The following is a 15,565-nucleotide window of genomic DNA, read 5'->3' as shown; positions in this document are numbered from 1 at the left end:
GGATTTGATATGTTAGTACCTTTAAAATGGCTTAGAGACTACGTTGATATAGATAGAGAAACTCAAGAATTCGCTGATATGATGACTATGACTGGTTCAAAGGTTGAAAAAGTAGAGTTCTTCGGAAAAGAAACTAATGGAGTTGAAGTATGTAAAATACTTGAAATAGAACAACATCCAGATGCAGATAGATTAAAGGTTACAAAAGTTGAAGTGGCTGATGGTCAAATACTTCAAATAGTAACTAATGCTACAAATATAAATGTTGGAGATTATGTTCCAGTTGCAAGAATAGGAGCTGTTCTACCAGGTGATTTTAAAATAAAAAAAGGTAAATTAAGAGGAGTTCTTTCAGAGGGAATGTTCTGTGGAGCAGAAGAATTAACTATACCTTCTCAATATGTAGAAGAACATAAAAAAGATGGAATATATATATTAGACCACCAAGATTCATTTGAACTAGGTATGGACGTAAGAGAAGCATTAGGAATAAATGATGCTTTAATAGAATTTGAAATAACATCAAATAGACCTGACTGTAGATCAATAATAGGAATAGCTAGAGAAGCTGCAGTAACTTTAGGGAAAGAGTTAAAATATCCACAAATAACTGTAAATGGATCTGATGAAGAAATGAAGTTTGAAATAGATGTTCAAACAGAATTATGTAAAAGATACTGTGGTAAGGTTATTAAAGATGTTAAAGTAGGGCCTTCTCCATATTGGATGCAAAGAAGACTTATAGAGGCAGGTATGAGACCTATAAACAATATAGTGGATATAACTAATTATGTTATGTTAGAACTTGGTCAACCACTTCATGCATTTGACTTAGAAGATATAAAATATGATAAGATGATAGTAAAACTTGCACAAGAAGGTGAAAAATTTACTACATTAGACGGTGTCCAAAGAACATTAACATCAGATATGTTAGTTATAGGAAACCAAGATAAGACTTTAGATTTAGCTGGTATCATGGGAGGAGAAAACTCTGAAGTAAAAGATAACACTACATCTATATTCCTTGAAGGAGCAAGTTTTGCAAAGGAAAATATAAGAGCAACATCTAAAAAATTAGGATTAAGAACAGAAGCTTCATCAAGATTTGAAAAAGGAATAGATGTAAATCTAACAGAAGCTGCTGTAAATAGAGCTTGTCAATTAATAGAAGAATTAGGTTGCGGTACAGTTCTTAATGGTATGCTTGATTATTACCCTAAAAAGGAAGAAGTACAAAAAATAACTGCTAACCCAGAAAGAATAAATAAACTATTAGGTGTTAATGTACCTATGGATCAATTTATAAATATACTTGAAAGATTAGAGTTTAAGTGTAATTTAATTTCATCTGATAAGTTAGAATTAGAAGTACCAAGTTTTAGATTAGATATATGTGAAGATGCTGATATATTAGAAGAGGTTGCTAGAATATATGGATATGAAAATATACCATCTGCAACTTTAGAAGGTAATGCTACAGCAGGAGTAAAAACAAATAAACAAAAATTTATGGATAATGTAAAATCTAATTCTATAGCTGTTGGATTAAATGAAATTTTAACATATTCATTTGTAAGTCCAAGAGGAGTAGATAAGCTAAACTTAGCTGAAGATGATGAGAGAAGAGAATTTGTTAAAATTATAAATCCTTTAGGTGAAGAAACTTCTGTTATGAGAACTACTTTAATACCTAACATGTTAGATGTAATATCAACAAACTTATCTCATAAAGTTGAAGAAGTTTATGCTTTTGAATGTGGAAATACATTTAGACCACAAGAAGGATTACCTGTAGAAACGAAGAAATTATCTATAGGAATGTACGGAAAAGAAGTAGATTTCTTCTCTATAAAAGGTGCAGTAGAAACTATATTAACAAATGTTGGATTTGATGGATACGAAGTTGAACCAGAAACTAAAAATTTAACATTCCACCCTGGAAGATGTGCTAAATTAGTGTATAATAATATATGTATAGGGACATTCGGAGAGCTACATCCAGATGTACTAGAAAACTATGATTTAAATCAAAGAGTATATGTTGCAGAGATAGATATTGACTTAGTATTTGAGAACTTAAATAATTCTAAAGTTTATAATCCATTACCTAAATATCCAGCAACTACTAGAGATATAGCTTTATTAGTTAAGGATGAAGTGTTTGTAAAACAAATAGAAGATATAATAAAAGCTAATGGATCAGATATATTAGAAAGCTATCAATTATTTGATGTTTACAAGGGAGCTCAAATAGAAGAAGGGCACAAATCTATAGCATACTCAATAACTTACAGAAGTAAAGATAAGACTTTAACTGATGAAGACGTAGCAAAAGTTCATGATAAGATAGTAAGTGAGCTAAGTGAAAAACTAAATGCGAATTTAAGATCAAATTAATTAAGAAACAAATGTAGGGGGGGTTAGGATGAACAAAGTTACAGTAAAGATACATGGATCTGAATATCCTATGGTATCTGAAAAATCTAAAGATTATATGATAAAAATAGCTCATTATGTTGATGAAGAAATGAGCAGAATAGCAGAAGCTAATTCAATGCTTAGTACATCTCAAGTAGCTATATTATCAGCATTAACGATTACTGATTTGCTATTTGAATGTTCAGAAGAAAATGATAAGCTAACTAAAGAGAATAAAGAATTAGTTAAAAAAGCAGAAAAACCTAACCAAGAAGTTCAACTAGAGATGAAAAAAATAAAGTTAGAACTTAATAATAAAGTTGAAGAGCTTGGTAAAAAACAAGATGAAATAGATTCTCTAAATGAAGAACTAAAAAATAAAGTTAATGTATTAGAGGGAATGAATCCTCTTAAAGAAGAAATTGAAGAACTTAAAAAGAATTTAGATGAAGCTAATGAGAAAACTGAAATAGCTGAAAAGTTAGCTTCAGATTTCCAAAACAAATTATATGATTTACAGTTGAAAAACATAGAGTTAGAACAAGAGTTAAATTATATAAAAGCATCTGGAAAACTTTTAAAATAATAGAATACTTTTAGAAACCTTCAGGAAAAATAACCTGAAGGTTTTAGTTTTTAATGACAATAAGGAGGTAGTTATGAATACAGAATTACTAGCACCTGTAGGTAGTTTTGATGCGTTAAAAGCAGCTGTACAAAATGGAGCAAATGCAGTTTATTTAGGTGGAAAAGAATTTAGTGCTAGAGCCTCAGCAAATAACTTTGATAGAGAAGAATTAAAAGAAGCTGTAAAGTATGCGCATATAAGAAATGTAAAAGTATTTGTAACGGCAAATACGCTTATAAAACAATATGAAATAGATGATTTTCTTAATTATATAAAATATTTATATGATATAGATGTTGATGCAGTTATACTTCAAGATATAGGAATGGCTAAACTAATAAAAAGTTTACTACCAGACTTTGAATTACATGCAAGTACACAAATGGTTGCTCACTCTCTAGAAGATACTTTATATTTACAAAACATTGGATTCGATAGAGTTGTTTTAGCTAGAGAACTTAATATAGATGAAATTGAACATATATGTAAAAATACTGATGTTGATATTGAAATATTTGTACATGGAGCATTATGTGTATGCTATTCAGGTCAGTGCTTAATGAGCAGTATGATAGGAAATAGATCTGGAAACAGAGGTAGATGCGCTCAACCATGTAGACAAAAGTATGAATTAATAGACATAAATTCAGGCAAAGTTATAGATACAGAAGGCGATTATTTATTAAGCCCTAGGGATTTAAATACAATAGAGGAAATAGATAGAGTTATAGAAGCTGGAGTACACTCTTTAAAGATTGAAGGAAGAATGAAACGTCCAGAATATGTAGCAACTGTAATAAGTAGTTATAGAAAAACTATAGATGCATATTTAGAAAAAAATCAAGTAAATGTATCAAATGAAACTATGAACAATTTATATACTATATTCAATAGAAAGTTCACAAAAGGATATTTATTAGGAGAGGTTGGAGAAGATGTTATGAACTCAAATCGACCTAATAATGTAGGACTTTATATTGGAAAAGTAATTGATTACAATAAAAAAGCTAAACGCTTAAAAATTAAATTAGAGAATACACTTAAAAAAGGTGATGGAATTAACTTAGGTGGAGGAACTATAGGAAGAATTATTAAGCAAAATAATACAATAAGTGATATAGGAGAAGCTGGAGAACTTATAGAATTAGATTTTATAGGAGAAGCTAAAAAAGGACAAATCGTATATAAAACATCAGATAGTGATTTATTGAATACTATTAAGAAATCATTTGAAGAAGATGTTGAAAATATAAAAATTCCTATAGATGCGACTATTGAATTAAAGCTTGGACAACCTCCAAAACTTAGACTAAAAGATGGGTATGAAAATGATATAACTGTTACAAATGAAAAGCTTGTAGAGAAAGCTATGAAGGTTGCTCTAAGTGAGGAAAAAATAGTATCTCAAATAAAGAAACTAGGAAACACAGCATATGTATTGAGAAATATAGAGGTTGATATAGATGAAGATATAAGTTTACCAATAAGTATATTAAATCAACTTAGAAGAGATGCTATAGATAAATTAAGTAATGAAAGAGTCGTTATAAAAAATAGAAACTTCAAAGATTCTTTTATAAAGTACTCACCAAAAGTTATAAAAGAGGATAAAGACATAAAACTAAGAGTTAAAGTTAAGAATATAGAACAATTAAAAACTGTGTTATTATATGATATAGATGCAGTATATTATGAAGACATAAACACATTAAAAGAAGCTAAAGAAGCTTGTTACAATAATATAAAACTTATCTACTCTCCTCCTAGAATTCTTAGAAATAAAGATTATGCTATTTTAAATAAGGTTGAAAAAGTACCTGTACAAGCTGGAAATTTAGGTTGTGTAAATTTATATAAGGGAAAAGATATATATATAGATAGCTACTTAAATTCTTTTAATAGTGAAACTATAAATCACTATAAATCAGAAGGCGCAAATACGATTTGTTTATCTCAAGAGTTAAATTTAACAGAAATAAAAGATATGTTAAAGTACACTGATAGTGAAATAGAAAGCATAGTTTATGGATATACACCTCTTATGATTAGTGAATACTGTCCAATGGGAGTTTTAGTTAGAAACTGTAAAAAAGATAAAAGAAGTTCTATTTGCAACAAGAGTTTATATGCACTAAAAGATGCTAAAGATGGGACTTATAGATTATCTCAAGATATTTTCTGTAGAACTAGTATATACAATTCTAAACCACTATGTGTATTAGAAGATTTAAGTGAATTAAATAAAGCTGGCATAAATGTATTTAGAATAGATTTAACATTTGAATCAAATGAAGAAATAAAGTCTATAATTGAAGCTTTTGAAGAGTGTATAGAAAATGATTTTAATATAGGCATAAAATCTAAAAAATTATATAAAGAGCTTGAAAATACTGGATTAACATCCGGTCATTACTATAAAGGTGTTGAATAATAAAAAAGGATAATATGTATACTAATATTACATATTATCCTTTTTTATGCAACTAAACACATAAGAAATTTTTTGTGTAAAAATATATAAAATGAAGTCACAAAATGTACACAAATATTGAAATTTGGAGAGTTTTTTGTTAAATTATGTAAATTAGGGTATAATTTAAAATTGTGTAAGTATATTTTATAAATTTAATTTATGCAACTAGTCAGATAAGTTATAATATAGTGTATTGCTTGTGCGGATTTTGTAAAAAAATATATAAATATGTACAAGTTTATTACTGTTGATATACAAACTAAGGGAGGGATTTGATAAATGAACAAGCACAAATTGTTTAAATGGCTAAAAATAATTTTTGCATTGGCAATTTTCATTGTAGTAATTAAAGAATTTAAAAATGTATTTGAATCCTTTAATATGGATGTATTTAAAAGGTATGCAGATAAGTTAACAGTGTCAAACATGCTAATAATAGTTTTATTAGGAATAATATCTTATTTACCATTAAGTTTATATGATTTTATACTTAAAAAAAGAGTTGGAATAAAATTAAACAACCTTAAATTATATAAGTATTCATGGATAGCAAGCTCTATTGCTAGTATAGCTGGATTTGGAGGTAGTACAGCAATAGCGCTAAAAACTAATTTCTATAAAGATCACGTTAAAGATACAAAGCTATTAGTAAAAGAAATATCTAAGATAGTTGCTTTAAACCTTACGGGATTTTCGATGGTTTGTTTTGTTTATGTTATAACGAACTTTGGAGAAATAAAACTAAATCAATTTGTAAGTATAATGACAGTATTAATAAGCACTTATTTTCCTATATTATCAATATATTTAGTATTTAAATTTTTAAAATCAACAGCAGATCAAAAAACAGATATAAAAGATGCTGTTATTATAATGATTATATCTGCTTTAGAGTGGGTTACTACGATATTCTTAATATACAGCACTATAAGAATTCTAGGAGAACCAGTTCCTGCTGCAAAATTCTTACCAATATTTGTAGTTGCAATTGTTGCAGCAATTGTAAGTATGGCTCCAGGTGGAATAGGATCATTTGATATAACGATGATACTTGGTCTAGAAACTTTAAATGTACCATCAGAAAAGGTATTATTAGCAATGTTTTTATATCGTGTTTCATATTATATAATTCCTTTACTTATAGGACTTTTATTATATGCTCAAGACTACTTTAAGAACTTAAATGATGATGTAAAAGATATAATAATGACAACTTTATCAAAAATTGCACATATAGGGCTAGTATTGCTTGTATTATTATCAGGTGTTAGTTTGCTAATAACTGAAGCAACTCCTGATTTAGCTCGGAAATTTTTTATATTAAATAAAGTATCTAGTTTTTCGATAGTTCATATACCACAAAGAATATCTATAGTTATAGGATTCTTATTAATTGCAATGTCTAGAGTAATGATTTATAAATCAAAAGGAATTTATAAACTAACACTAACATTAATAATTGGAGCAGTTGTAATTACTCTTATAAGGGATCCATGGTATTATAGAAGTGCTTACCTAGCAATAGTTGCAATCTTATTGTGGGTTGGTAAAAAACAATTTTATAGAGAAAGCTTCGTAATGAGATGGGGAGTATTTATACAAGATATAATCTTGCTATTATCTTTCCAAGGTTTATACATTTACACAGTTTATGCAAACTTAAATGGGAAAATAGGAAAATTACCTATTGCAAACTATAAGATACAATCTATCAAACATTATGGATTATCTTTACTAGGATTAAGTATAAGCGGACTTATAATTGCTATATTTTTATTATGGATGATTTATAAGATAAATAAAGATAATGATTTTCCTCGCAGACATATAGATGAATGTGAAGACGATGTTAAAAATATAATTGAGAAGTTTGGAGGATCTCCATTAATACACTATATTTATTTAAAAGATAAATTTGTATATATAAATGAAACTAAAGATGTTTTACTTCAATATCAAATATCAGCTGATAAAATAGTAATACTTGGAAATCCAGTAGGAAACAAAGAAAAAGTACTTGATACTATTGAGAATTTTTACAATTTAGCTGATTTATATGGGTACTCACCAGTATTCTGTGCTATAGATAAAACTATGATGCCTGATTTACATGAAACTGGTTATGAGTTTATGAAATTAGGTGAAGATGGATTAGTTGACTTAAAAAACTTTACACTAGAAGGTAGAAAAATGAAAAGTGTAAGAAATGCACTTTCTAGAGTAGAAAAAGAAAATTATACATTTGAGATTATACATCCACCATTTTCAGATGAAATGTTTGATCAATTAAAAGAGGTTTCGGATGAATGGTTAGGGGGAAGGCAAGAGAAAGGATTCTATATAGGATTCTTTGATAAGGAATATTTAAATAAACAACCAATAGCTATAGTCAGAAATAATGAATATGAGATAAAAGGCTTTAGTAATTTAATGCCTATGTATGATAACAACAAAACATTATCAATAGATTTAATGCGTTTTTCACATGAAACATGCAATGGAATAATGGATTTTATATTTGTAAATCTATTTAAATGGGGAAAAGAGCAAGGTTATGAAAGATTTAATATGGGTATGGCTCCTTTATCTAATGTAGGTAGATCAAAATACTCATTTTTATCAGAAAAAATAGCGGCACAAATATATTCTCATGGACAAAATTTCTATTCATTTAAAGGATTAAAAAGATTTAAAGAAAAGTATTGTGATATATGGGAAAGTAAATATATGGCGTATAGAAAGAAAACTTCATTACTTACAACTGCATTACAAATAATAATTGTTGCTGAAAAGCCAATAGATAAATTGAAATAAAAAAACTCCTCTAATTTAGAGGAGTTTTTTATTTTACTACTTCATAGATTTTAATATTGCTACTAAGTAGTTCCATGTATTTTCAGTTGAAGATATGCTTAAGTGCTCATTTGGAGTATGAACATCGTACATATTAGGTCCAAATGATATAGCTTCAGCATGAGGCATCTTGTCAAGTAATAAACCACACTCAAGACCAGCATGTAAAGCCATTATTATAGGATCTTTACCTGTAAGATTTTTAAATGCTTCAACACATATTTTTTCTAATTGTGAACCTTTAGTATATTCCCAAGCTGGATAGTCACTAATTAATTGAAGACTTCCACCAAACTCAGATATTAAAAGATCCATTCTATTTGTTATGTCTTCTTTAAGTGATTTAACAGAACTTCTAACAGCACACTCAAATGTAACTGAAGAATCTGTAGTTCTAACAACACCTAAGTTAGTAGAACTTTCAACTAGGTTTTCTATATCCATACTCATAGTTTGGATAGCATTTGGTATTAAGTTAAGCATTTTTATAACTCTATTTTTAGAAGTAGAGTCAAGTATTGATTCAGGTGAATTAGTTTCAGAACATACTATTTCAAGTCCTGGATCAGAAGTGCTTAATTCATGTTTAAATGTATTAGTTATATCTTTTACGTGAGTTAAAAACTCATCTATTTGATCGTTGTTAACCATTATTACACAATCAGCTTCACGAGGGATAGCGTTATTTTTAGAACCGCCTTCAACCTTTGCAATATCAAAATCAACATGTAAAGAATTTAAAAGTCTTCCTAATAACTTATTAGCATTTCCTCTTTGTTTTATTATATCCATACCAGAGTGTCCACCAAGTAATCCTTTTATTTCTAATAAATAAGCTTTTCTAGGAGTTTCTGGTTTTACAAAGTTAACTGGTAAAGTTGATAAAGCAGTTACTCCACCTGCACAACTTACTAAAAGATAACCCTCTTCTTCTGAGTCTAAGTTTAATATGTATTTTCCTTTTACTAAACTACCATCTAGTGCCATTGCACCAGTCATACCAGCTTCTTCATCAACAGTTACAAGAACTTCTAAAGCTGGGTGAGCTATATCATTAGAAGCAAGTATAGCAAGTCCCATAGCAACAGCTATACCGTTATCAGCACCTAAAGTTGTATCAGTTGCATATATATAATCTCCATCTATTCTTAATTTGATTGGGTCTTTCATAAAATCGTGATTAGTACTTTTATTCTTCTCACAAACCATATCCATATGACCTTGAAGTACTACGCCAGGCGCATTTTCATATCCAGGAGTTGCTGGCTTTCTTATTATTATATTTAGACTTTCATCTTGAATAGTTTCTAACCCTAAGCTTTCACCAAAATTACGTAAGTAGTCACTTATAGCTTTTTCATTTTTTGATCCTCTTGGTATTTGAGATATCTCTTCAAAATACTTAAAAACTAAACTAGGTTGTAAATCTTTTAAAACACTGTTCATAAAAAACATCTCCTTGCTAAAAATTAAATTAAATTATATATATCACAAAATAGATTTGATTATGTATAATATATAAATAGTATAGTACAAAATTACATAAAATACACTTAAAATTTACATAAAAATTTCTTTAGGAGGAAGCATGAATAAAAAATCGTTGAAAATTTTAGAGTTTGATAAGATAACATCATTATTAAAAGAAAAAGCTTCGTCTTCTTTAGGGTTAAAATACATCAATGAATTAGTACCTAGTTCAGACTATGAAGAAGTCAAATATATGCTAGAAGAAACTAGCGAAGCTCAATCGATACTTATAAAAAAAGGTGGAATAAACCTACAAGGTCTACATGATGTAGAAGATAAAGTTAAAAGAGCAAAAGTTGGAGCGTCTATAGATCCTGGAAGTTTATTAATGATAGCAGATACTTTGAGGGTAGCGAGACTTTTAAACAACAACTTATCTTCAAGTGAAGAAGAAGATTTCAACTACCCAATAATACAAGCATTATCAAGTGGGCTATATACTTATAGGGAAGTAGAAGACAAGATATACAATGCTATAGTTAGTGAAGTGGAAATTTCAGATAGCGCTTCAAGTGAATTAAGATCTTTAAGAAGAAAAATAATACAAAAAAATCAATCTATACGTTCTAAATTAAATGGAATAATCAGTTCATCAACTTACCAAAAATATTTACAAGATGCAATTATATCAATAAGAGGAGATAGATTTGTAGTACCTGTAAAGGCTGAATATAGAGGCCAAGTATCAGGTATAGTTCACGATCAATCGTCATCAGGAGCAACTTTATTTATAGAGCCTATGAGCATAGTTGAGATGAATAATGAACTTAGACAATTTAGATTAAAAGAAAAAGAAGAGATAGAAAGAATACTAAGTGAATTATCAGCTATCGTTGGAGAGATAAGTGATGATATATTAAGTAATCAAGAAATTCTAGGAAAGATAGATTTCGCATTTGCAAAAGGTAAATTATCATTAGCATTAAAAGGTATAGAACCAAAGCTAAATAAAGAAAATTATATAAATATAAAAAATGGAAGACATCCTTTATTAGATAGAAAAAGCGTGGTAGGAAATGACATAAGACTAGGTGAGGAGTTCCATACATTAGTTATAACAGGGCCTAATACAGGAGGTAAAACTGTTACGATTAAAACTGTAGGACTATTTGCGCTTATGGTACAAAGTGGGTTACACATACCTGCAGACTATGGAACGAGTATGTGCGTTTATGACAATGTATTTGCAGATATAGGAGATGAGCAAAGTATAGAACAAAGTTTATCTACATTTTCATCTCATATGACTAATATAGTATCTATATTAAATGAAGTAACTGAAAACTCATTGGTAATATTTGATGAGTTAGGAGCTGGAACAGATCCTGTAGAAGGTGCAGGACTTGCAATAGCAATACTTGAAGATGTAAATATGGCAGGAGCTAAATGTATAGCGACTACTCACTACAGTGAGATAAAACACTATGCACTTACTAAAGAGGGTGTAGAAAATGCAGCAGTAGAATTTGACCTAGAAAACTTAAGACCAACATATAGATTATTCATTGGAGTTCCAGGAAAATCTAATGCATTTGCAATATCTAAAAGATTAGGGTTAAGTGATTATGTAATAGATAGAGCTAAAGAGTTTATAGATACAGATACTATAGCTGTTGAAGATGTAATTCATAGCTTAGAAAAATCAAGAGTAGAAGCTGTTGAAGAAAGAGAAGAAGCATCTAGATTAAGAAAAGAAATTCAAGAGCTAAAAGAAGAATATGAATCTAAGTTAGATAAAATAGCAGCTCAAAGAGAGCGATTATTAGAAGAAGCTAGGCAAGAAGCCTTTAGAATTACGAGACAAGCGAAAGAAGAGACAGAGGCGGTTATAAAAGAGCTTAGAAGATTAGAACAAGAAAGCATGTCTAAAGATAAAAATAGAAAAATAGAAGAATTAAGAAAAGAAATCTCAAATTCTATGGGTGCATTACAACCAAGTGTAAAAAGTATGATAGTTCCAAAAACATCATCAAGAGAAATAAAAGAATTAAATCCTGGAGATGAAGTAAAGGTAATAACTTTAAATCAACAAGGATCTGTAGTTACAGCAGATAATAATAAAAAAGAAGCTGTAGTTCAAATAGGAATAATGAAAATGAACTTGCCATTTAAATCTTTAGAAAAAGCTAAAAAAGATCCAAAGTCTACAGTTACAAAGGCTACTAGAAATGTTATAAAATCTAAATCTGGAAGAGTTAAAAATGATGTGGATTTAAGAGGTATGACTTTAGAAGAAGCTAGAGAAGAGGTAGATAAATACCTTGATGATGCATGTTTAGCAGGGCTTGAAAAAGTAACTGTTATACATGGGATAGGAACAGGAGTATTAAAAAGTGGAATAACTGAAATGTTAAAAAAACATAAACATGTAAAATCTCAAAGACCAGGTCAATATGGCGAAGGTGGTATGGGAGTTACAATAGTAACTTTAAAATAAGGAGATAAAAAATGATATTAGTATCAGCGTGTTTATTAGGAATAAACTGTAAATATGATGGCGATAATAACAACCATGAAATAGTTAAGAAATATTTAAAGGGCAAACAATTTGTTTTAGTTTGCCCTGAACAATTAGGTGGATTAAGTACACCAAGAATTCCATGTGAAATTGAAAATGGAAATGGATTTGATGTTTTATCAGGTAAATGTAAAGTTAAAAATAAAGATGGAATAGACACAACAGAAAATTTTATAAAGGGTGCTAAAGAAGCTTTAAAAATAGCACAATTATATAATTGTAGTGAAGCAATTTTAAAGGAAGGAAGTCCGTCTTGTGGAAGTAATAAAATATATGATGGAACATTTACAGGAAAAAAAATTAATGGGCAAGGTGTTACAGCTGCAATCCTAAAAAATCAAGGAATACACATTATCAATGAGAAAGATTTGGAAAAGTAGACAGATACTTGAAAAAAAGTATAATTTGTTTTATCATAAAGTGTTATAAGAATAAGGAAGGAGTACTGATATGCAAGATTTTAAAATAGAAGTAGCCAAATCGTTAAAAGAAAAAATAGAAGATTTATCTTTAGAAGAAATAGTTGGGTTAATAGAAATACCACCTAATAGTGAGATGGGAGATTACGCATTTCCATGCTTTAGATTAGCAAAGGTATTTAGAAAAGCTCCAAATATGATAGCTGCAGATTTAGCTGAAAGTATAGAAGCAAAAGATGCTATATCAAAAGTTGAACCAGCGGGAGGATATGTTAACTTTTTCGTTAATAAATCTCAATTAGCTAAAAATGTTATAAATGATGTATTAACTCAAGGAAAAAAATACGGACATAGTGAATTAGGAAAAGATAAGACAGTAGTTATAGACTTCTCATCTCCTAATATAGCTAAGCCTTTCCATATAGGACATATAAGAACAACAGTTATAGGAAATGCTTTATATAAAATATATGATTCTCAAGGATACAACACAGTAAGAGTAAATCACCTTGGAGATTATGGAACTCAATTTGGTAAGCTTATAGTAGCTTTCAAAAAATGGGGAAATAAGGAAGCAGTTGAATCTAACCCAATACCAGAACTATTAAAACTGTACATACAATTCCATGATGAGGCTGAAAAACATCCAGAAATGGAAGATGAAGCTAGAGCTTGGTTTACTAAATTAGAAAATGACGATAAAGAAGCTAAAGATTTATGGCAGTGGTTTAGAGATGAAAGTTTAAAAGAATTCTCAAGAGTATATGACTTATTAGATATAGAATTTGACTCATATGCAGGAGAAAGTTTCTATTCAGATAAAATGGATAGAGTAATAGATATAATAAAAGATAAAGGATTATTAGAAGAATCTGAGGGAACAAACATAGTAAACCTAGAAGAATATAATATGACACCAGCGCTTATAACTAAAAAAGATGGGTCAACATTATACATGACTAGAGACTTAGCTGCTGCACTTTACAGAAAAGAAAATTATGATTTTGAAAAGTGTATATACGTAGTTGGATCTCAACAAAGTTTACACTTCCAACAACTATTTAAAGTCTTAGAGTTAATAGGATTTGAATGGGCTAAAGATATGGTTCACGTTCCATTTGGAATGGTAGCATTAGAAGAAGGTACAATGTCAACTAGAAAAGGAAGAGTAGTATTTTTAGAGTCTGTATTAAGACAAGCTATAGAGAAAACAAAGGAAACTATGTTAGCTAAAAACCCAAATGCTGAAAATGTAGATGAAATAGCTAAACAAGTTGGAGTTGGAGCTGTAGTATTCCAAGAACTATCTAATAGTAGAATAAAAGACTATACTTTCTCATGGGAAAGAACATTAAGCTTTGAAGGTGAGACAGGTCCATATGTACAATATACTCATGCTAGATGTTGTTCTGTTTTAAGAAAAGCTAACATGGATGTAACTGCAGATGTAGACTATAGCGTATTAAGTGATGCTGACAGTTCGGAAGTTTTAAAATTAATAGCATCATTTAATGATAGTATATTAGCATCAATGAGAAAAAATGAACCACATATAGTAACAAGATTTGTATTAGATTTAGCACAAGCATTTAATAAGTTCTATCATGATAATCCTATATTAGTAGATGATATAGAAGTTAAAAAAGCTAGAGTAGCATTAGTTGCAGCTACAAAACAAACTATAGAAAATGCTCTTTCTATATTAGGTATGGGTGCGCCTGAAAGAATGTAGTAAATACGCGTTTGTCGAAAAATAATACTTTACATCTAAATTTGGGGTATTGTATAATTAAATTAAGAAATGGCTCTGAAATATGAGTTTATTAGAATCAAAAGATATATATGGAAGTAGAGTATATAAACACTATTCTACTCCCCCCCTACATTTACGGCAGCTAATAGCTGCCTATTTTTTTTAAAAATCAAAGCTATTATATTATAAAAGTATATCAAGTTAATTAATTGATAAAACTATAAAATAGTTTGAGGGTTAGGAAGGTAGTATCTATGAAAGAAGAGTTATTAAAAAAAGCATATATAAATGCATTTAGCATTGAGGATAAATATATAAAAAATATGATTATCTTGAATACTAAGTCTTTAATTGATGATTTAGCTCAGAGATATGTAAAAATAGATAAAAATAGATTAAGAGATGAATTACTTTATTATAGATTTTATGGTGAAAAGCTAGATGATATAAATATAGTAAATATTTTATTACCAGTTATAATATCCAATACAAACATGAAAAAAAGTGAAGAAGAAGTTGTAAAAGTTATAAAGTATTATGTATTGTATAATAAGAAAAATGAATATATGAATGATTTTTTAATTTCTAGTTTAATTTACAATACATTAATTCACTCTATTATAGAAAATAAAGACATAGAGTATGAAGAATTGATGCAAAAAATTAAATCAACGATAATTGAATTTACATATGAGATGGAAAAAGTAGAAGTTATTAAATTTGAAATGAAGAGAATACAAGTAATTCAAAGTATAGATAGATATATAGATTTAAAGATAAAAGACTATGAAGATAGTGACATAATAAATAACCTGTTAAATGTAATATATGATGTATACATAAATGATAGAGATACTCAAATACAAGGAATAAAGAGCATAAAAAAATCTATATTATCTATTTTAGGCTTTGATATAAATGAGAAGATAGATAATATAGATTTTATAAACTCTATGGCAGAATATATTAT

General features: G+C 28.6%; 9 protein-coding genes. 8 read left to right on the top strand and 1 reads right to left on the bottom strand.

Annotated elements, in window-relative coordinates; translation table 11 throughout:
* The first annotated feature begins 9 nt into the window (after positions 1–9).
* The 4 genes from pheT to mprF all read left to right on the top strand — a co-directional run bounded on the left by pheT (position 10) and on the right by mprF (position 8,336).
* Positions 10–2,400 (top strand): phenylalanine--tRNA ligase subunit beta, encoded by a 2,391-nt coding sequence (gene pheT / locus RWY47_RS00955; RefSeq protein ID WP_021428416.1) that lies wholly within the window; start codon positions 10–12, stop codon positions 2,398–2,400.
* 28 nt (positions 2,401–2,428) lie between these two features.
* Positions 2,429–3,007, top strand: a complete 579-nt coding sequence (gene zapA / locus RWY47_RS00960) for a cell division protein ZapA (protein WP_021428492.1) — start codon at positions 2,429–2,431, stop codon at positions 3,005–3,007.
* Between the two features lie 73 nt (positions 3,008–3,080).
* A complete protein-coding gene (locus RWY47_RS00965; RefSeq protein WP_224170641.1) occupies positions 3,081–5,480 on the top strand; it encodes a DUF3656 domain-containing U32 family peptidase in 2,400 nt (799 codons plus the stop codon).
* A gap of 321 nt (positions 5,481–5,801) precedes the next feature.
* On the top strand, positions 5,802–8,336 hold the full coding sequence (gene mprF / locus RWY47_RS00970) for a bifunctional lysylphosphatidylglycerol flippase/synthetase MprF (protein WP_224170642.1): 2,535 nt from the start codon (positions 5,802–5,804) through the stop codon (positions 8,334–8,336).
* Positions 8,337–8,372: 36 nt separating this feature from the next.
* On the opposite strand, the gene RWY47_RS00975 is transcribed toward mprF, so the two are convergent.
* Positions 8,373–9,821, bottom strand: coding sequence for an aminoacyl-histidine dipeptidase (locus tag RWY47_RS00975; protein ID WP_150841920.1), 1,449 nt, complete (start codon positions 9,819–9,821; stop codon positions 8,373–8,375).
* A gap of 142 nt (positions 9,822–9,963) precedes the next feature.
* Between RWY47_RS00975 and RWY47_RS00980 the strand changes: the two genes are divergently transcribed.
* The 4 genes from RWY47_RS00980 to RWY47_RS00995 form a co-directional block, all read left to right on the top strand.
* Complete coding sequence (locus RWY47_RS00980) at positions 9,964–12,342, top strand: endonuclease MutS2 (protein WP_224170643.1); 2,379 nt, start codon at positions 9,964–9,966, stop codon at positions 12,340–12,342.
* A gap of 11 nt (positions 12,343–12,353) precedes the next feature.
* Entirely contained in the window at positions 12,354–12,803 is a 450-nt protein-coding gene (locus tag RWY47_RS00985) for a DUF523 domain-containing protein (protein ID WP_024619978.1), read from the top strand.
* A gap of 70 nt (positions 12,804–12,873) precedes the next feature.
* Positions 12,874–14,574 carry an arginine--tRNA ligase gene (argS, locus tag RWY47_RS00990; RefSeq protein ID WP_150841922.1) on the top strand — a complete coding sequence of 567 codons (1,701 nt, stop codon included), beginning with the start codon at positions 12,874–12,876 and terminating at the stop codon, positions 14,572–14,574.
* 275 nt (positions 14,575–14,849) lie between these two features.
* Positions 14,850–15,565 (top strand): hypothetical protein (locus tag RWY47_RS00995; protein WP_316030203.1); only part of this gene is annotated, 716 nt, incomplete at its 3' end.

It is taken from the genome of Paraclostridium sp. MRS3W1, from assembly GCF_032465715.1.
Taxonomy (GTDB): Bacteria; Bacillota; Clostridia; order Peptostreptococcales; family Peptostreptococcaceae; genus Paraclostridium; species Paraclostridium dentum.
The sequence above is the reverse complement of the archived record's forward strand: the minus strand, read 5'-3'. Positions and strand labels throughout refer to the sequence as shown.

Bases quoted from the DNA above. Each gene is read 5' to 3' on its own strand.
- RWY47_RS00965 (WP_224170641.1), top strand. From the start codon at position 3,081: ATGAATACAGAATTACTAGCACCTGTAGGTAGTTTTGATGCGTTAAAA.
- zapA (WP_021428492.1), top strand. From the start codon at position 2,429: ATGAACAAAGTTACAGTAAAGATACATGGATCTGAATATCCTATGGTA.
- pheT (WP_021428416.1), top strand. From the start codon at position 10: ATGTTAGTACCTTTAAAATGGCTTAGAGACTACGTTGATATAGATAGA.
- mprF (WP_224170642.1), top strand. From the start codon at position 5,802: ATGAACAAGCACAAATTGTTTAAATGGCTAAAAATAATTTTTGCATTG.
- RWY47_RS00980 (WP_224170643.1), top strand. From the start codon at position 9,964: ATGAATAAAAAATCGTTGAAAATTTTAGAGTTTGATAAGATAACATCA.
- argS (WP_150841922.1), top strand. From the start codon at position 12,874: ATGCAAGATTTTAAAATAGAAGTAGCCAAATCGTTAAAAGAAAAAATA.
- RWY47_RS00975 (WP_150841920.1), bottom strand. From the start codon at position 9,821: ATGAACAGTGTTTTAAAAGATTTACAACCTAGTTTAGTTTTTAAGTAT.
- RWY47_RS00985 (WP_024619978.1), top strand. From the start codon at position 12,354: ATGATATTAGTATCAGCGTGTTTATTAGGAATAAACTGTAAATATGAT.